This window comes from Legionella sp. PC997 (assembly GCF_014109825.1).
GTDB lineage: Bacteria > Pseudomonadota > Gammaproteobacteria > Legionellales > Legionellaceae > Legionella.
Window position 1 is genome coordinate 2,375,152 of the sequence record NZ_CP059576.1, and the last position, 19,232, is coordinate 2,394,383.

The following is a 19,232-nucleotide window of genomic DNA, read 5'->3' on the forward strand; positions in this document are numbered from 1 at the left end:
TATCCCATTTAAGTTGAACAAAAGTTAGGCACTATTCTTGCTCATTGCTTGCGCGATGAGCAAGCACTCTCTTATCCATTACCTTCCGCCATAATGGGGGAAAAAGAGCCAGAATAATCATTCCCAAATAACCTGAAGGGAGCTGGGGACTTGCGTCAAGGTGTCTTAATAATTGATAAGGACGTGCTCCATGAACATGATGATCAGAATGTCTTTGTAGATGAAAAAGGAGCATATTACTAAGCCAATGACTCGCATTCCATGAGTGTTGAATTGAAACTTTTTCATAGGATCCATCGGCAAATTTCTTGCGCTCCAAACCATAATGCTCCACATAATTAATAATTTCCAGCAAAATAATGGCGGTTAACGACTGAATCATAAAGAAGAGAAGAACCATCCATCCGCCATAATAAAGAAGAAGCAATGCCAGCATGATGGGCATGCCGATAATCCACCAAAATTGATTTTTGACATGGTACCAGGGATATCCTAAACGCTTTAAACGCTTACGCTCTATATTTGATGCAGAACGAAAAGAACCCATAATTGTTCTAGGTAAAAATTGATATAAACTTTCTCCTAAACGAGATGTCGCCGGATCTTTGGATGTAGCCACATGAACATGATGACCGCGTACATGTTCAATAAAAAAATGACCATAGCATACGCTAACTAATAAAATTTTACTTAAAAGTTGATCTACTTGGGAATTTTTATGCATGAGCTCATGCGCAAGGGTAATTCCAATTCCACCGGTTAAAAGCCCGATAGATAAACTAAACCCAATAAATTCTTTTGCTGTTAAAGGAACATGTGCAATGAGATACGCCGCCAAAATTATAAAACAACATTGCAAAGGCACATATATCCAAGTAAGGAGCTTAAAATATTGGGCTTTGAGCAATAAATGTTCTTCAGGAGGGTTAGGATTGCTGGGGTCTAGCAACCAAATATCCATCCATGGTACCAGGGTAAATAATATAAAAAATGGGAGGAACGTATAAAAACCACCATAATAAAAACCAATAAAAGGCAATATCACCAACAAATAAGCCAACATAAAACTCAATTTTTTACTTAAATTCATTTTTCGACTCCCACCTATAAATATAGATGAATCATTAATAATAGGCTAGCCACGCTACTTCACGAAAGAAGAACGCACATTCCTCCAAATCTTTCACGAACTATCGATACTGTCAAACAAAACTTAGAAGTCCTATTGAATTTATGTCACTTAATTATCTCAAAGGAATTTTAGGATAAAGAACTCATTGTTATGTATTTACATGATCATTAATCTGATATATTGGGTATAATTGCATCAAATGAAATGGTAAAAATAAATAACTGAGTATTGATGCACATTTCGATTAACTTTTTTTACTTAAATAAGGTGATCCAATGAAAATATTCAAATTGAACAGATTGGGCCTTTTAATATTCGGAGTGGTAGGTTTATTGGCTCTAAGTGAATGTGCCTTTTCACAGAACTCATGTAAAGGAGGCGGCATGTCCGTCCGCTTTGATTTATCAAAGACTAATAATACACGTATTGAACATAAAAATACGTATATCGTAATTCTAGGTATTGATCCAACCACAAAAAAGCATGCTTATGTTCAATTTAATAATGGAAATCAAGTAGGTACACTTGTTGATATTAACGATGTAACTATGAATGGAAAAAACTATGGGATTCCATTATCAGAATTGATTCCTAATTCGGGAGGAATAGCGCAAGCCTGCATTCCATATCTTACTTCAGGCAGAATTTATATTTCTTTTGGAAATCCATTGGACATGCCTACCGATCGTAATACTTTGACTCCAAAGCAGCCCGATGTAAATAATCCTCAAACGACTACCAATGGAACCCTTTTTGATAAGGTCGAGTTTAATTACAGCACCAGCGGAGAAACAGTGATTAACCCCACGGGAGTTGATTTTATTGCTATCCCTTATACGATTCAACAAGCAGGTCATGAGTATGGACATGCGGGTGGTATAGAAGGCGTCATTAAAAATATGAAAACCATCGTTTGCCGTAGTGCAGGTGAACCAATAAACTCTCCTGAATGTTCACTTCGATGGAAGCGTTCGGAATGGTCCAGTCTAGTAGTGTATAATTCAGAGAATATATTAATGCGAGTTGATGCTCCTGGAAGATTTGGTACTCGATTTAATGGATATTTTACTAATTACATCCATGAGCTGAGTAGGTACTATTCTTCCGCTATTAATCGCTCCATTAAAATTGATCTAAAGGAATTAAATAAAGGGATTTGGTCAGGAGCTTTTGAACCAAATAGTCAAACACTAGTTTTTTCCCCAGTTGGAGGCTCAAGCTCTGAATCGTTGTCATATAACCTAGGCTCGCCGCAAACCAGTAATTCAATCTTAATGGGAGCTCAAGCCCCTTTTTATAATAGAAATGCTATAGATTCAACCATTGCACGCGATCTCACTTCTGCTATTGTTTCTGGCATGTTAATGCGAAAGGAATCTGCTTTCGTAGGTAAGGATTTCTTTGATTCAGCAGGTAATCCAATTTTCAAAAATAAACAACAAATGCAACAACTCCTCAAATATTATTTTAACAATGGTGATAATTCAATAGATTACGTCGCTAATCAATGTGGCGCGACTAAAGATGCCCCCTGTGTGAATGTATATTCCGAGGCCATGCATGCATTAAGTTTTGATAAAAATATTGATCATCCGCAAAATAGCTATTTAAACTCCTATGCTTTTTCCTATGATGATTTTCTAGGTATGGATGGCACTAATACACAGACTGATGCGAAACCAGCAGTGATAGTTATTGGAGATATGAGCAATCGAAAGATCCCGCATGTAGATCTCTAATTAGCCAAGTAATTTTCATGATGAACTTTTATCCCGATCAAGTTGAAGAAAATAATCTATACTTAACCCTTAGATTCAAATAATAAAGAATGGACATCATGAAACAAACAGGGATGGTACTGCAAGGAGGCGGTGCATTAGGTGCTTATGAGTTCGGCGCCTTAAAACGCCTATATGAAGAGCCTTTATTCTCACTAGATATTGTTTCAGGAGTGTCGATAGGGGCGATTAATGCAATAGCCTTAGTTGGAGCCAAAGATGAGCCCATTGCGACTCTTGAAGCAATGTGGGAAGAATTTACTCTTTTTTCTTCTCCTTTTTTAAATGAAAAACTAGCTTCTTATTTGGCCTTATTTGGAAATCCTTCCTTTTTCTACCCTCGTACTGATTATTGGAATTTAGCAGATTGGACAAGTTTTTATTCCACCAAACCTTTGCAAAAACTATTAGAAAAGTATATTGATTTTAAGAAAGTAAATAATACGTCGATGCGTCTAATTCTTACTGCAACAGATATTACAACAGGGAAAGTCAAAACGTTTACGAATCAGGGAAAGGATCGAACAGAAATTACACCGCTGCATGTTATAGCAAGCGGAAGTTTACCTCCTGGCTTTCCCATGACGACGATAAAAAATACCTGTTATTGGGATGGTGGTTTATTTGAAAACACTCCACTCTCCCCTGTCTTAGAGAATCTAACTTCTGATCCGGATGTAGAAAAGCAAATTATTGTAATTAATCTGTTCCCAAGCCAAGGTAAAATACCAACTAATTTAGTTGATGTTTTTGACCGGATTTTTGAAATTCAATTTTCCAATAAGATCCGTTTTAATAAAGAATTAACTGAAAAGATTAATGAATACATTGAAGTAATCAATGAAATTGAACAAATTGTACCTATAGATAGCCCTATCAAGAAATTGCCAGGGTATCAACGTCTAATCGACTACAAATACATCCAAAATATCCTTTATATTGAAAACAAAGATCCCGAAAATGTAAACGCCCCTTTTGATTTTTCTTTTAACACCCTCAAAAGAAGAATAGATGCGGGGTACCGAGATGCAGGAGAAGCTTTAAAAACAGTAAATTGAGAGAAACTGTCCGGCCCTTTAATAATGGTTCATGCAGTCAATCAAACACGACACAAGAAGTTCATTTAATGCTCACTTAATATATTTTATTATATAATATGTTCCTTTATATTCTTATTTTTTGGTGATTGCATGGCTTCTTCTAAACGCTTTTTTATCAATTCGTCGCAAGTGAAGATGATAAATGTTTACGAATCGCTTCATAAAGAATTTAAGAAGGATATGTCACATATCGAATCAGCATATAATGAGATCCTCAATGACAAGAAAATCAATGGAGTTTTAGTAAAAGAAAAAGAAGAACTACAAAATAAAATTAATACTCTTCTCACTAACTTTACTTGTGCTTTTATAAAAGATAATCAAGGTTTACTCAAAGATATTTATCAATTAAAGATAAATATCTTGCAATTGAAAACAAAATTTATGATACAACATATTTTATCGAATAGTTTTGAATTTGATCTTGAGGATTATCTACTTGTAGTAAACCTACACAATTCACTTGAACAATTCCGTAATGATCTACGCTCATTGAAATGGACTGAGGCTGAAAGTGATACATCATTCAATAGTAAATATTTTGATCAGGTGCATTCCTTAGTACGAGAACAATATAACAAATTAGCAGCAGCATTTTCTATAGGTGATCCTTGGGAAAATTGGAGTTATGACGAGGAAGAGGATTCCGATTTAGAAGATAGCAAGCTCGAATTAAATTAATATATCCTTGCCATTAAAGTTGTCCCTTTATTTTGACCAGAAACTAGAACCTTCATTAATAATCCAAGTTCTTCTAGCAGAAACTTTAATTCCTGTATCCTGCGAAAAAATCTTTTCTGTATTTCGGAGTGCCGCTTCATCAAATTTACTGTGTTCATCTAACCCATCTTCAGTCCATAAGCGCTCATAGATTAATTCCGCCATTTTCAATGATATTTGATAGAAACTCGCCAGCTCGGAGATAGTTTTTTCTGGATTGTTTTTCATTGTATGAATTTTTTGATAATACCCATGAATAAATTTTTTAAGTGTTATCCGCTTGTTGGAATCGAAATAGTTTACGGGATTAATATTGGCAACAACCCCCTGATATACACCAGTAAATTGCACCATGGGTTCAATTCTTGGTATGCATGGATCATATGAAAATGGGGGATTAAGTAATGTTATATCGAGTAAATGACGTTTTATTTGTTCATAACGAAGATTTGTAGCACCGGCAAAAACCCAATTAAATTTACCATACTCCTCAGGATAATGTTGTTTAAGGTATAATCTTAAAAGTCGCGCATATCCTGTAGGTGTATCTATCCCTGTTCTAATAGTGTTTTTTTTTAAATCGATACTGCCACATAAATCTAAAATCCCCCCATGCACAGGCATTATTGCAGCTATATCAGCATACTCCTCTTCAAAAACCATCGACAAAGTATCATCATAAGACATAAAAACAATATCTGCCCTTTTATCCTTTAAATCACGATGCGCCTCGTTTGCATCCTTTACATATTTTATATGGATCAGATCATTTTTTTGAGTTTCTAAAATAAACGATAGGATGTCTTTAAAAGCAGAAATTTGAAGAGGACTATTTATCATGGCTACCTCATAGAATAAACTACAGTAGCTTAGCATTTTTGACTATACGTGCACCTGATTCAAATAATTGCTCCTTTAATTTATTGAGATCCGAATACACCAATTTTCCCCGACGTTTTACACACCTTCCGTCAATAATAACCGTATCTACATTATTTCTATTTGCATAAAAAACAATGGATTCATAAAGACGATGTACTGGCCAAATGTTTATCTCTTTAAGATTAATAAGTATTAGATCAGCTTTCATACCTGGAGCCAATGTACCGATAGATCGATCTAAATGAAGCGCTTTGGCTCCATTGATTGTGATCCAATCTAAAGCGTCATCGCATGTTAAATGGATGTTTTTGACTGACCCACCAGCATCAAGTTCCTTTTGATTATCCAGTGCACGCTGTGTCTGCAAAGCAAAACGCAGCTGAGTAAACAAGTCTCCACTCATATTAGAGGGGATATCGGTACCTAAAACAGGCTTGCCACCAACATCTAATAGTTTTCCAGTTGCTGGAAAACCATGTCCCATTTGCATTTCAACCTCGGGAGTGATGCTCAGTGATGCACCATGATCTGCAATTAATTGATATTCTTCTTGTACTAAATTATTTCCATGCACAAAATTTATTTTGTCACTAAGCATTCCGATTTCGTATATTTTTTTTACCCCGAATTTTGCCGCACTTACCCCTACGTGCATCGTAGCTAATACATTTAATTCCCGAGCTAATTTAATATCGTGTAGCAATACCTCTTTTTGGGTGAAATCAGGACCTCGCAAAGCTAAGGCCATTTGTATTCTACTATTGGTTTGGAGCACCTGTTTCTTAAAAAACTTAACTGCATCATGCGGATGTTTTTCGGAACTCTCAAACCACCACTTTGATGAATCAATCCCAGGGGTACCATAAGCAAAAACAGCACGGATACCGGAATCTTCCAGCCCTCGTAGGGCATGCTGGGCATGCTCTAGGCTATTAATGTTATTACACCAATCGAGTACGCACGTTACTCCAGCATCGATTTGTTCTAATGCCCCATACAGATTGGCTAGATACATATCTTCCGGAGAAAATTCACGCCCTAGATCATCAAGCATTTTTTCAAAATAATTAGTTAAGCTCCAGTTTCCCGCAACACCATGCAATCCCGACTGCCATACATGAATATGGGTATTGATTAAACCTGGCATAGCCACCATATCTTGAGCATCTATAATTTCAGCATCCGTATGATCAAGATGTGGAGCAATATCTTCTATCCTGTCATTAACGATTAAAAGATCCATTTTTTCTGAAAGGAAGTTTTTCGTATTCAATAACACTGTATTTTGGATCAGAATAGGTCTTTTTTTCATCTTCCTACCTTAATACTTAGATCATGTGCAACATCGAATAGTTCGAGTGAATGGTATTAGTATAGCTTACTTGAAGAAGCCCTATCGTTTTTAGTGGGTTGACAACAAAAAACTATTTCCGTGGATGTGGTATATAACAACAGCTCAACTAAAAAAAGGAAGGATCGGATGCAAAAATCTAATTTTTCATCCAACCTTTCATTTTACCACTAATAATTTTCTTGATAAACAAGAAATTATCAAAAAATTATACTTTTTTAAAAATTGTCTACTATAGTTATTTTAAAATAATAAAAATAAAATTAGGGGATATCATGTTACTTCGCTGGACCGCTGTAACCCTTTTGATTAGCGCCCTGAATTCTCCATGTTTTGCAGAAGAAAAAGAAATTGCAATTACAATTGATGATCTTCCCTTTGTTGGTTCTGGTGCCGCTACACCAGGAAGCTTGAAAAGAACTCAAGCCCGATTTATGGCCATAGTAAAAGCACTTGTTGACAATCAAGTCCCCGCTACTGGATTTGCTATTGGAGGAGCCATTCCGAAACCTGAATGGGAGCTTCTTGAAACATTCCGTAATCAAGGTTTTGCTTTAGGAAATCATACTTATACTCATAAAAGCTTGAATAATATGAGTGCAGATAAATACATTGCTGATATTGATCACGCAGATACGGTTTTAGCGCCAGTGTTGACCGAACCAAAATATTTTCGCTACCCTTACTTAGCAGAAGGAACAGGGCAGAAAAAACAAAAAGTATATGATTACCTCGCTGCTCATCAATATACAATCGCTCCAGTAACAATCGACAGTAAAGATTATGAGTTTAATGCTCGTTTCTACAAAATCCCCTATAGAAAAAGAGCTCAAATTCTTCCAGCATTTAAAAAACGCTACTTGGCGTACATTTGGAAACAAACATTACTCGCAGAGCGAAGAGCGAAAAAAGTTGATGGTCAACCCGTTAAACAAATCTTATTAATCCACGCTAATCTTCTTAATAGTTTATGTTTAGAAGATATTATTGAATTATATAGAAATAATGGGTACAAATTTATAAGTTTAGCTGATGCGTTAAGAAATGACGGGCCCCCTGTCAATGACAATGCAGAAGCATTAAATAGTGTGATACCCCCTATAAAAGAGGCTCCGGGAAAAACTGCATCAATTAAGATATCGAGATAGGAGTGGTTTTTCGGGCTTCACTCTCTGCCCTTTCGCACCTTTTTCCTAGGACAAAAAAAATCGCATCGAAAGAGTATCCCCTCTACTTGGCTGGAGAGAGGATGAGTAAAGGAAATTATCCAGAGATTAACTTATTTTTTTCTAGGCGAGATATCGCTTGCTTAGGAAGGAGAATCCAGTAGTGACCATGGTTTTTCATATGGCCCGCAATTAAAGTTGCTTTTTCACCACCACCCCAAAAAACATCTCCGCGTACTTTTCCGCGTATTGCTCCGCCGGTATCTTGAGCGATCATCAAACGTTGCATAGGCTTATTTTCATTGGGATTGTTGCTATCAGGACGTGTAGTAGTTAACCAAAGAGGTGCTCCCATAGGTACCCATTGCTTATCAATAGCAAGCGAATATCCAGGGGTTAATGCCACACCTTGTGAGCCTAAAGCGACGCCATCAGACATTTTATGGAAAAAAACAAATGATTTATTTTGATTAATTACTTTATCCATCTGCTTAGGATGAGCTTCCAAATAACGCTTTATCGCCTGCATTGACGCGTTATCTTTGGTCATCACTCCTTTTTTGATCAATACTCCCGCAATTGCAGTATAAGGTTTGCCATTTTGAGAGTCATAACCTATAGAAAGATGGCTCCCATCCTCAAGTTCAATAACTCCTGAGCCTTGAATTTCTAAAAACAAACGATCTATTGGACTATTAATCCATACTAAAACGCGTGCTTTACCTTTAAGTGCGCCATTATTTATTTCTTCACGAGTATAATAAGGGACCAGTTTTTTACCCTCTAAACGACCTACAATACGGCGACTTTTTAAATCGTTAAAAAATAGTCCCAAATCAGAGGTCACAAGATCCTCCGGAGTTTCGTAGAGAGGAACATGAAATTCTTTGGATTTCTTATAGCTTCCTTTAATTATAGGGACATAATAACCGGTGAATAATCCAGGTTTGCCAATATCAGTGAATTCCACAGGCGTAAACCATTTTTCAAAAAATTGCTTGGTTTCTTGTTCTGATGTAGGAGAAATTTTTAAAGCAGCATTACACGCCGGTTGCCAATCTTTTACTTTTAAATCTATATCATCCGTCCCGACCATTTCCTCGGGATTTTGTTTGATAAAAGCACGACAGGAAGTTTGGAAAGTCAGTAAAGATTTTTTCAAATCCGCTGATTTCCAACCAGGTAAACGTTCAAAATCAGCCTGTTTGAACATCTTTAAGGGCAGTTTTGCGGGCCAAAACCACCATGCCAAACTACTTACGGCAATCAAGGCTAAAAAAAGTGTAATAAAGCGTATTTTCGTTTTCATATGCGGACAATTTTTACACGTTATGGAATATTTTGCAACGAAATATAACAAAATTTAAACATTAAGTTCTTATTAAAGCCTATTGGCACGTACACAATTCGTTTAATAACGAATTGATATTAAAGAATTTTTTTGAAACACTCAAATAAAAAACTGCATCAATGCCCCAATATAAAGAAATTTAATAAATTGGTAAAATCAAAGGATAAAAACATATAAATAAATCAAAAGAACCCCAAAAGTCGCTCTGGTTTAGTTATATAGAAGGTAAATACCTCCAACTGCTCACTCCAAGAGAAATCGACCGCTCCTTTGCAAGACAAGGAATAACTCTTCCTGCACTGATAACCCTTATTTGTAATAGAGAAACCGGGCTCCCATCCTCGATAGGTACTACTGTGACGCGTTGATGATGTGTTGCAAACTTCCGCCCCTTTTCCCGTGCTACCAAACAGGGAAACTCGCCCAAATCTTCAATGTAATACTTGTATTGGGTTAAACCACTCATTAAAGAGCATCCTTTTTGATGGAGCAGATGATGTATCGCTTGGTTTGCAGAGTCCGAGCGGACCAAACAATCCTGATTGAATGCTTGAGGTTGATGCAACAATTGCAAGGTTACATCCTCTAATTGATAAAAACTCTGATGTAACATTTCTTGTTTATTGATTGCCTTATAATAGAGCAAAATATGCTGCATCGAGGTCAATGCCAGGATACTGATCACGCCAATGATAAGTAGCGTTATTAATAAAATAAACCCTTTATTTGTTCCACTCATCCACGCACCAAGACCCTAAGCTCCAGTGTTTTGTTCTCCTCTAAACCCATACTAATTTCGAGAAATTTCTTCTCCTTTATGGTTCGCTTTCGAGTATGGATGTAATGAATTAAAGGAGTAATTTCTTCTGTATGGATTAACTTATAATGTAAGGTATCCTTATGATGTGTATTGTTCTTAATGAACCATTTCTCTTCCAGATACTCACCAACATAAGTTGAAGTATTATAGGTAAAAAATAGCGGTTTTTTGAGAACAATAAGTGAATGCTCACTTTGAGATTCGATATCGAGTAGTTCGTGTATCTCAGCGTGTTCACAATCTGCAATAATTAGGGGACGCTTTTTATGAAATACCACTGAATTCTTGACCCATATTTTTGTTCGACTCTCAATTTTGATTATTTTTGCAAAATATTCACTCATACGATTGACTTGAATCAATTGCTCCGGATGGTTACCCACATGCAGAGCTTTAATTTTGTTTTGATGCGTTCGACGGTCAATGGTTTGCAGGCGCTCTATACCCAAACATGGAGTAAAACCCGCGCGTCTAATGCTATCACTTAGCAAATCACTCACCCATTGCAAATCAAAACGTATTGCTAAAACTTGTTCCGTCTCAAGATATTGATGCTTACTCTCTAGAAAAAGCTGGATTAGTACCGTCATAATTAAACTTGCTAGGAAAAGACTAATTAATACTTCGGTCAAACTAAGCCCCGTTTGTTTTTTCATCTATTATGTTCTTCCTATGGGACTACGTTTACGGGTTATAGTGCCTAATTGTTCTAACCATGCAAGGTGAATCAGTATTTGGTGGTTTTGTTGTTGTATTTCCAAATGATACGAAGGAGGAATTGGAGGAAATTTGGATGTCTTAGCCGCTAAGGTTTCCTCAATTTGATCAAGAAATTGAGATCCTTGTGTTCGAAAAACTAATTGATTTAATAATTGTTTGCTCTGCCGTTGTTCTTGTAATAACACAAGAGTCAAAGTAGTTACCAGTATTAAAGATATCAATACTTCAGTAAGGGAAAATCCCTTTTCTCGATTCAAATTCCATATTCCTGTGGTTGGTTTGCCTGCACAGATTAGCGCCCTGGAAATAAAAATTCAAGAGCTATAAAACTGCGACAGGCAGTAAGAGTTTCAATTTAAACCAAATGATTTATTTGTAATCTATTAGATTGTTATTAACCATTAATGTGTTTAAAATGGCGCCGGACATAACCATAAGAAATACCCGCCAAATAACTAGGAAATTAAAGGGGAAAAATGATGTATGCTTATTTCGCTAAAGGTGCAACCGTAGGACATGTATTGGCTCGCCGGGTTTTAAGAGAACTTACTAGTATTCCCGGGATAATTCTAGACTTTATGTTTGCTATATTCTGGATTCCAGATTACACCTCCTACTGGGCCTCAAATAGCGCACATATAGAATATGCAGATGGCACCCGCCACCATGGCGTCATGCGTGGTGTTTTTGGTTGGATAGGAGAACTATTGGGTTTTATAATTGGCACGCCTGTTGGAGCCATTATAGGTACTGCTTTATTTTTCCCTGACTTACTGTTCCAAGGATTTCTTTTTCTAAAGAAGAAGCTCTATGAATCACTTGATGAGTTTGCAGTTTTTATTGGCAGGACAACTTTTTTCGAAAACCTCAATGTTTATGAAGCACCCAACAGTTACGGTCAAAAAGCCTGGAATCTTGGAGTTGCTACAGTAGGCATTCTATTGACTGCCCTTCCTTATATCGCAGCAAAAGTTCTTGAATTTTTTATACCTTTCTTACCCTTATCTGCTCCTATTGCTTACATCGGTTCTGAACTGGGGGGACTGGCAGGATTGGGTCTTGGGGTGTTACTTTATATGCCTGCCTATTTTTTAAATAAATGTACCGATTTGATTGAACTTTGCAGAAATGCCGTACTTAATGGGGTGGCTCTGGTTTATGGAAAATCTGGTGAGGTTCCGGTTGGTGCTCGGGGTAACCAATCCGACTGTTGTGTCCCAGATAACGCAGTGCATTCAGATGAATTTCTTGCTCAAGTGGAGCATTATAATCGCACCTCATGGGCACAACTTATTTTTGGCCCATTAAAAGGACAAGCGTCCTCCGGTAAAAAAGAAAAAAATTCTAAATCAAATATGGATCTACCTCAGGACCCTATTACTCTTGAGCCTCTCGGAATAAATGGAATTCCTACAGTTATTGATCCCCATGGACATACATTTAACGACTATAAAGGAGGCGGGTTTGATAGTATTCGTTTTTGGGTACGCCAACACCACACATGTCCAATTGATCGGGCATATTTAACCGAAGCTGATTTAATTCCAAATCGTGCCTTTGATGACTTGGCTGCTCAAATGAATTTTTCTAAAAAATAATTTATACCGGATGTCCAACATCCGGTGAAAATTAAATGATTTTTAATCTCATAGGCTCGTGACAGAATGCTAAAGCTTGGATAATATGGGAAAAATTTATATTAGGGAAAATTATGACGGTTAACTTTCAGCAATTACCTCATCCAGGCATACGATCTTTAATCCCCTATAAACCGGGCAAATCTATAGAAGAATTAGCGCGAGAAAAAGGGATTAATGACCATGATATTATTAAAATGGCCAGCAACGAAAATCCTTTAGGCTGCAGTCCGTTAGCTTTGGCGGCATTGAGAGAAATGTCTCCCCACGTTCTTGCAACTTATCCCTCACCAATCAATCACCCTATAATTCCTAAACTCGCCCATAAACTAGAAATTGATACCGATCAGCTTTTTGTAAGTAACGGTTCAGATTATATATATACCATTCTACTTAACTGTTTTGCATTACATCATGACAAACATATCATCACCCACGAATACGCATTTAGCACCTATGCAATTCAAGCCCATACCTTAAATATCCCCGTTCATACTGTTGGGATAGATTCAAATTGGCAAGTCAACATAGATAAATTAATTCAAGCCTGCAACGAAAAAACAAGTATTATTTTTCTAGCGAATCCGAATAATCCTACGGGGGTCCTTATTAATCAAAAGGAAATAAAACGTCTGTTAGAAAATATTCCTGAAAGTACCTTATTGGTCATTGATGAAGCATATTATGAGTATGCTGCTTCCCAATTAAATGAGAACAGTATTGAGTGGCTCGCTCATTATCCCAATTTAATCATCACACGCACCTTTTCAAAAATATATGGATTAGCGGGCGTACGATTAGGTTATGCCATGGCTCATCCCTCAATCATTGAGCTCATGCGCCGTATACAGCTTCCTTTTACTGTCAATCAGGTCGCTCTAACCACCGCTTATGCAGCACTGGATGATGATTCATTTATCCAATTAAGTTTGCGAACCAATGCAGAAGGGATGAAACAGATGAGGGAGGGATTAGAACAATTAGATATTCCATACCTACCCTCTGCATGCAACTTCATTACTTTTGACTGTAAGGAAGATGGGATTCGGCTCTACAACTATCTGCTCGATAGAGGTATCATCGTGCGACCTCTGCATCCGTATAAGATGAATAATTACCTACGAGTAACCATAGGAACTAAGGATCAGAATAATCGATTTCTGGATACTCTCAATAACTATTATGGTTATTCAGGGTAATAGAATTTGCCAAAAACCTGCAAGTAAGGAAAATAAAATGACCAGTGACTTAAGCAGCAAACATTGCGAATCATGTGAAGGCATAGGGGCTGCATTAAATGCAGAACAAATTAAGAATTTGATGCCACAATTAAATAAAAATTGGGAGGTTAGTGCAGATAACCGAATTATTAAACGAAGTTTATCTTTTAATAATTTTTATGAAACAATGGCCTTTGTCAATGCACTCGCATGGATAGCAAATATTGAAAACCATCATCCAGATTTAGAGGTAGGTTATAACTATTGTCACGTAAGCTTTATGACTCATGCCCTTAATGGTTTGAGTCATAATGATTTTATTTGTGCAGCCAAAATGGATAAATTGTTAGCAGACTAATAAGTGTAACCTGGCTGCAGCGAACCGGAACCTGGCTTTTTCGATAACAATCTGGGTTCCGTCTGCTGCACCCAAACTCCTAACTCCTAATATTTCATCACCACGTGCTCATCCCCCAAAAGGTTGGTCAAAAGCCCAAGTAACTCATCACTCGGAATTACTTGCCATTGTGGTGCAAGACTCAACTGCGCTTTTGCATAGTCATTACAGTAGGAAAACTGCACTGAACAACGACCCACATGAGCTTTTAACAAGGCCTGAATGGAAGCTAATATTCCTTGGTTCCCAGCATGCAAACGCAACTCCAAACATCGAGCAAATTTAGTACGAGCAGTAGGGACATCGTAGAGAGAATTTGCAGTCATTTTCACGCCGCCATTATAATCATCATGCGCAACTTCTCCTTCGATAACTAACATATCTCCAGTTACCAAATTCGCCACAGAAGACTCAAAAAGCTCTCCAAACACAACGACATCAAGTCGCGCCGTAGAATCATCCATCCCCAAAATGACCAACTTCTTCCCACGCTTAGTCACAATTTTGCGAATTCCTATTATTTGTGCACATATGATGGCTTTTTTGTGCATCGAGGGATTTAATTGACTGATTGAAACGATAAATTCACCAAATTCTCGTCGATATTGATCGGCAGGATGTCCGGTTAAATAAAACCCTAAAACTTCCCTCTCCCCTTCAAGACGTTGAGCCTCAGACCAGGGTTTGCACTGCACGTACTCATGCTCCTTGCTCTCCTCTTCCAATAAGGAAAGCAAATCAAATTGACCACTGGATTGATTTTGATGCTCTTTTTCCGCTACTTTTAACGCTTTTTCCAAAGAAGCAGTCAATATAGCGCGTTCCACATTCCAATCATCAAAAGCACCACTTTTAATAGTTGCTTCCAATACACGTCGATTTACTTTACGCAGATCAAGGCGTTGGCAAAAACTAAATAAGTCAGTATATATTCCCCCAGTTTCTCGTTCTTGGGTAATACAATCAATCGCTGATTCACCCACTCCTTTTATGGCCCCAAGACCATAAATAATGGTGGCGTCATCGGCAGTTGTAAAATGATACATTGAGTGATTGATTGAAGGGGGCAAAACCTTTAACTTCATATGAGCACATTCATCAATAAAAGTGACTACTTTATCCGTATTATCCATATCTGAAGACATAACTGCTGCCATAAATGCCGCCGGATAATGCGCCTTCAGCCAAGCAGTTTGATACGCGACCAAAGCATACGCTGCTGAATGTGATTTATTAAAACCATAACCAGCAAATTTTTCCATTAAATCAAAAATATGGGTTGCTACCTTTTCATCCACACCTCTGGCAGTGGCTCCTTGAGTAAAAATTTCTCGTTGCTTTGCCATTTCTTCTGGCTTTTTCTTTCCCATGGCGCGACGTAATAAATCAGCAGCCCCAAGAGTATAATTTGCCAATACCTGAGCAATTTGCATCACTTGTTCTTGGTATAAGATAACGCCATAAGTGGGTTTTAAAATCGGTTCTAAATCAGGATGAGGATAGTCAACGGCCGCACGTCCATGCTTGCGATCAATAAAATCATCGACCATTCCAGATTGTAAAGGTCCTGGTCTGAATAAAGCCACCAACGCGATAATGTCTTCAAAACAATCTGGCTGTAAGCGATTAATTAGTTCTTTCATACCACGTGATTCCAGCTGAAACACCGCTGTGGTTTTACATGCCTTTAATAAATCAAAAGTCGCTGCATCATCTGTGGGTATTTGACTGATATCAACCAGAGGTAAGCCCTCCGCAGCGTGTTTTTTGTTTACTGTGGCTAATGCCCAATCGATAATTGTTAGAGTGCGTAATCCTAAAAAGTCAAATTTGACCAAACCTGCTGCCTCAACATCATCTTTATCAAATTGGCTAACAATTTGATTTGAACCTTCTTCACAATAAATTGCAGTAAAATCTGTAAGCTTAGATGGCGCAATAACCACACCCCCAGCATGTTTTCCCGCATTACGGGTAATCCCTTCAAGTTTTAAGGCTAAATCAATTAACTCTTTGACTTCTTCTTCCTCGGTATAACGGCGTTTGAGCTCTTCCTCTTGCTCCAATGCCTTGCTTAATGTAATACCAATTTCAAAAGGAATTAATTTTGCTAATTTATCGACAAAACCATAAGGATGCCCTAATACACGACCTACATCACGGACCACTGCCTTTGCAGCCATGGTACCAAAGGTGATAATTTGTGAAACACTTTGTCTGCCGTATTTTTCCGCTACGTAATCAATGACACGATCGCGTCCTTCCATACAAAAATCGATATCAAAGTCAGGCATGGATACCCGCTCTGGATTCAAAAAACGCTCGAAAAGTAATTCATACTCTAAAGGATCCAAATCGGTGATTTTTAATGCATAAGCCACCAATGATCCGGCTCCAGATCCCCGTCCAGGCCCCACAGGCACACCATTTGCTTTGGCCCATTGAATAAAATCAGCCACAATTAGGAAGTAACCAGCAAAACCCATGTTATTAATAACGTTCAACTCTATCTGAAGTCGTTTATCGTACTCTCTTCGAGAGGTCTGTAGGACTTCAGGTTTGTTTTTAAATATTTGCAGTAAGCGCTCTTCTAATCCCACTTGTGATAAATGCGATAAATACTCCTCAACTGTAGAGCCATCTGGGATAGGAAAATTGGGGAGATAATTATTACCTAAGTCTAGTTTTACCGTGCAGCGCTTAGTGATTTCAACAGTGTTTTCAATTGCAGAGGGCAAATCAGAAAATAAAGCAATCATTTCATCGGCTGAGCGTAAGTACTGTTGCGCACTATATTTTTGCGTTCTTCTAGGGTCTGCTAATGAATAACCCTCATGAATGCAAACGCGAGCTTCATGAGCTTCAAAATCCTCCTGATCAAGAAAACGAACATCATTAGTTGCAACTAACGGTAATCTCAGCTCGTCAGCTAAGGCAATTAATTTTTCATTATACCGGGATTCATCTGGCCGTCCCGTACGTTGAATTTCCAGATAAAATCGGTCAGGGAAAAGGGTTTGCCAATATAATGCCCGGCTTTTTGCCAAAGCATCATCATTGGCTAGCAGAGCCTGTCCAATATCCCCAAATCGTCCACCGGATAAAGCAATGAGTCCCTCGGAATATTCCTTGATCCATTCATTGTGTACTCTGGGTTGTCCTTGGTATTGACCTTCTTGGTACGCTTTAGAAATAAGACATGTTAGATTTTTATACCCTTCTAAGTTTAGGCACAAAAGAACTATAGACGAAACGCGTTCTGGCTGCTCAGGGTCATGGCAAGGTAAATCACTTCCAATGATAGGTTTGATTCCCGCATCAACCGCACTCTTATAGTGCTTCACTGCAGCAAACAAATTGCAATAATCAGTTACCGCAACGGCACACATTCCTCGAGATGGTAGAGCTTTCATTAAAGGTTTTACTCGAACCAAACCATCAACTAAAGAAAACTCAGTGTGAACACGTAAATGTACAAAACGTTGTTGCATAAGGAAATTAACTCATTAAGCTTAATTGAGGAACTTTAACCTAAATCAATCGTTTTGCCTACCTGCACCAGCACGATAACAAAACCATAAATACGTTTTAAAACTATTTTTATTCAAATATGGGATTGATGTGGATCAAAAGCATCGCGGACCGCATCGGCAAATAAGTTAATTGCTAAAACTAACATAAACATAAAGAGAAAGGCAGCCAGCATAGGCCACCAGATTACTGGATTACGTGCGAGCTCAAAGCGTGCACTATTGATCATATTACCCCAACTAATTGTCATGGGTGAAACCCCTACCCCCACATAAGAAAGTAATGCCTCAGCCATGACTAGAAAACTAAAATCCAAAACCAAGGTAATTACTACAATATGCATTACATTTGGCAGTAAATGTTTGCGAATAATGGTAAACCAATTAGAGCCTAAGGCACGTGCTGCTTGAACATAATCCACTTCACGCAATTTCAAAGTCTCTGCTCGCAAAAGCCGACATAAGCTCGTCCAACTCGTCACGCCTAGAATGAAACAGAGTGCTAACAAACGGGCATCTGCGCTCTGCGCCAAGGTACTAAACTGCTCTGGGTGATTGGCTATATACACTTGCAAAGATAAAACTGAGGCGGTGATCAATAAAACACCCGGAATCGAACTTAGAGTAGTATAAACATATTGAATCAGATCATCTGCAAAACCACCAAAATACCCAGCAATAACCCCCAAAAATAAGGCCAAGGGCAACATAAATAAAGTGGTTAAAAGACCGATGACCAAACCGGTGCGGATGCTCTTAATTGTAAAATAAAAAATATCTTGGCCAATTTGTCCCGTGCCTAATACATGAAATACTCTTGAAAGCTCATATCCAAGCGCAACAAAAAACGTCAGGACACCAAAAGTAATTAGGGTACTTAAGCTGGGAGCACTTAAAACAAAAAGAGGTTTTATTCCCCGGCCAAAACGAAACAAAATCAGAACTACTCCAGTAAAAAATGCTATTAATATACTGCTTTTCAATGCACTTCTAATTGAACGTTTTATAACCTCATTTTTCTCTGATTCGGTTTTAACCCACTGTCGAGGATAAATTAATGTTGGATAAGTTTGCTTAACAACACCATTTATTAAGGTGGTTTCACTGATGAATTGCGTTAAAGCTAAAGGTGCAGAATAAGTTTTTTCGGAAATCTGATCTATAGGAGCAAGAATCCTATCCAACAAAGTTGTCGCAGTTTCTGAGTCCTTTTGTACCGAGGCAATATGAATGGAATCCAAAACCCCAATAATAATAAAAAATAATAAAATGATGCCCGCACTCACTGCAATGGGCTTATGTAAAATGAGGGAAAAAGAACGTCTAATATGTTGCTTACGCAAGCTTAACAAAATGACCACTACGCTTAAGGCCAATAAGGTGAGAAAACATTTATCAGTCCATAGAAACTCAAAAGTCATTTTTCTT

Annotated in this window: 16 protein-coding genes; 7 read left to right on the top strand and 9 right to left on the bottom strand. The window is 37.7% G+C overall.

The window, feature by feature from the left end:
• Positions 1 to 31: 31 nt before the first annotated feature.
• Positions 32 to 1,090 carry an alkane 1-monooxygenase gene (locus tag HBNCFIEN_RS10195; protein ID WP_182390986.1) on the bottom strand — a complete coding sequence of 353 codons (1,059 nt, stop codon included), beginning with the start codon at positions 1,088 to 1,090 and terminating at the stop codon, positions 32 to 34.
• Between the two features lie 317 nt (positions 1,091 to 1,407).
• On the opposite strand from HBNCFIEN_RS10195, the gene HBNCFIEN_RS10200 reads away from it, so the two are divergent.
• From HBNCFIEN_RS10200 to HBNCFIEN_RS10210, 3 genes are all read left to right on the top strand, one after another.
• Positions 1,408 to 2,871, top strand: a complete 1,464-nt coding sequence (locus HBNCFIEN_RS10200; RefSeq protein WP_182390987.1) for a beta-1,3-glucanase family protein — start codon at positions 1,408 to 1,410, stop codon at positions 2,869 to 2,871.
• A 98-nt stretch (positions 2,872 to 2,969) separates the two neighbouring features.
• Positions 2,970 to 3,968, top strand: coding sequence for a patatin-like phospholipase family protein (locus HBNCFIEN_RS10205; RefSeq protein ID WP_182390988.1), 999 nt, complete (start codon positions 2,970 to 2,972; stop codon positions 3,966 to 3,968).
• A 132-nt stretch (positions 3,969 to 4,100) separates the two neighbouring features.
• The gene (locus HBNCFIEN_RS10210; RefSeq protein WP_182390989.1) at positions 4,101 to 4,691 is read left to right on the top strand and encodes a hypothetical protein; all 591 of its coding nucleotides are present in this window, start codon (positions 4,101 to 4,103) and stop codon (positions 4,689 to 4,691) included.
• A 27-nt stretch (positions 4,692 to 4,718) separates the two neighbouring features.
• Here the strand turns inward: HBNCFIEN_RS10210 and HBNCFIEN_RS10215 are convergent, their stop codons facing one another.
• Together HBNCFIEN_RS10215 and HBNCFIEN_RS10220 are read right to left on the bottom strand one after the other, a co-directional pair.
• On the bottom strand, positions 4,719 to 5,570 hold the full coding sequence (locus HBNCFIEN_RS10215) for a hypothetical protein (RefSeq protein WP_182390990.1): 852 nt from the start codon (positions 5,568 to 5,570) through the stop codon (positions 4,719 to 4,721).
• A gap of 19 nt (positions 5,571 to 5,589) precedes the next feature.
• Positions 5,590 to 6,924 carry an amidohydrolase family protein gene (locus HBNCFIEN_RS10220; RefSeq protein ID WP_182390991.1) on the bottom strand — a complete coding sequence of 445 codons (1,335 nt, stop codon included), beginning with the start codon at positions 6,922 to 6,924 and terminating at the stop codon, positions 5,590 to 5,592.
• A gap of 314 nt (positions 6,925 to 7,238) precedes the next feature.
• Here HBNCFIEN_RS10220 and HBNCFIEN_RS10225 point away from each other — a divergent pair, with 314 nt between their 5' ends.
• Positions 7,239 to 8,111 (top strand): polysaccharide deacetylase family protein, encoded by an 873-nt coding sequence (locus tag HBNCFIEN_RS10225; RefSeq protein WP_182390992.1) that lies wholly within the window; start codon positions 7,239 to 7,241, stop codon positions 8,109 to 8,111.
• 115 nt (positions 8,112 to 8,226) lie between these two features.
• On the opposite strand, the gene HBNCFIEN_RS10230 is transcribed toward HBNCFIEN_RS10225, so the two are convergent.
• The 4 genes from HBNCFIEN_RS10230 to HBNCFIEN_RS10245 all read right to left on the bottom strand — a co-directional run bounded on the left by HBNCFIEN_RS10230 (position 8,227) and on the right by HBNCFIEN_RS10245 (position 11,277).
• The gene (locus HBNCFIEN_RS10230) at positions 8,227 to 9,438 is read right to left on the bottom strand and encodes a murein transglycosylase A (protein ID WP_182390993.1); all 1,212 of its coding nucleotides are present in this window, start codon (positions 9,436 to 9,438) and stop codon (positions 8,227 to 8,229) included.
• A gap of 256 nt (positions 9,439 to 9,694) precedes the next feature.
• Positions 9,695 to 10,219: a type II secretion system protein gene (locus tag HBNCFIEN_RS10235; protein ID WP_182390994.1), complete on the bottom strand. Its 525-nt coding sequence runs from the start codon at positions 10,217 to 10,219 to the stop codon at positions 9,695 to 9,697.
• Positions 10,216 to 10,956, bottom strand: coding sequence for a PilW family protein (locus HBNCFIEN_RS10240; protein WP_182390995.1), 741 nt, complete (start codon positions 10,954 to 10,956; stop codon positions 10,216 to 10,218). Before HBNCFIEN_RS10240 ends, HBNCFIEN_RS10235 begins: the two co-directional genes overlap by 4 nt.
• 3 nt (positions 10,957 to 10,959) lie before the next feature.
• Positions 10,960 to 11,277, bottom strand: a complete 318-nt coding sequence (locus HBNCFIEN_RS10245) for a prepilin-type N-terminal cleavage/methylation domain-containing protein (protein ID WP_182390996.1) — start codon at positions 11,275 to 11,277, stop codon at positions 10,960 to 10,962.
• A 219-nt stretch (positions 11,278 to 11,496) separates the two neighbouring features.
• Between HBNCFIEN_RS10245 and HBNCFIEN_RS10250 the strand changes: the two genes are divergently transcribed.
• The 3 genes from HBNCFIEN_RS10250 (at position 11,497) to HBNCFIEN_RS10260 (ending at position 14,235) form a co-directional block, all read left to right on the top strand.
• A complete protein-coding gene (locus tag HBNCFIEN_RS10250; RefSeq protein ID WP_255464191.1) occupies positions 11,497 to 12,618 on the top strand; it encodes a hypothetical protein in 1,122 nt (373 codons plus the stop codon).
• 113 nt (positions 12,619 to 12,731) lie between these two features.
• A complete protein-coding gene (gene hisC, locus HBNCFIEN_RS10255) occupies positions 12,732 to 13,856 on the top strand; it encodes a histidinol-phosphate transaminase (protein ID WP_182390997.1) in 1,125 nt (374 codons plus the stop codon).
• Between the two features lie 37 nt (positions 13,857 to 13,893).
• Positions 13,894 to 14,235 (top strand): 4a-hydroxytetrahydrobiopterin dehydratase, encoded by a 342-nt coding sequence (locus HBNCFIEN_RS10260; protein WP_182390998.1) that lies wholly within the window; start codon positions 13,894 to 13,896, stop codon positions 14,233 to 14,235.
• A gap of 86 nt (positions 14,236 to 14,321) precedes the next feature.
• Here the strand turns inward: HBNCFIEN_RS10260 and dnaE are convergent, their stop codons facing one another.
• Positions 14,322 to 17,765: a DNA polymerase III subunit alpha gene (dnaE, locus tag HBNCFIEN_RS10265; protein ID WP_182390999.1), complete on the bottom strand. Its 3,444-nt coding sequence runs from the start codon at positions 17,763 to 17,765 to the stop codon at positions 14,322 to 14,324.
• Between the two features lie 113 nt (positions 17,766 to 17,878).
• Complete coding sequence (locus HBNCFIEN_RS10270; protein WP_182391000.1) at positions 17,879 to 19,225, bottom strand: ABC transporter permease; 1,347 nt, start codon at positions 19,223 to 19,225, stop codon at positions 17,879 to 17,881.
• Positions 19,226 to 19,232 lie beyond the last annotated feature (7 nt).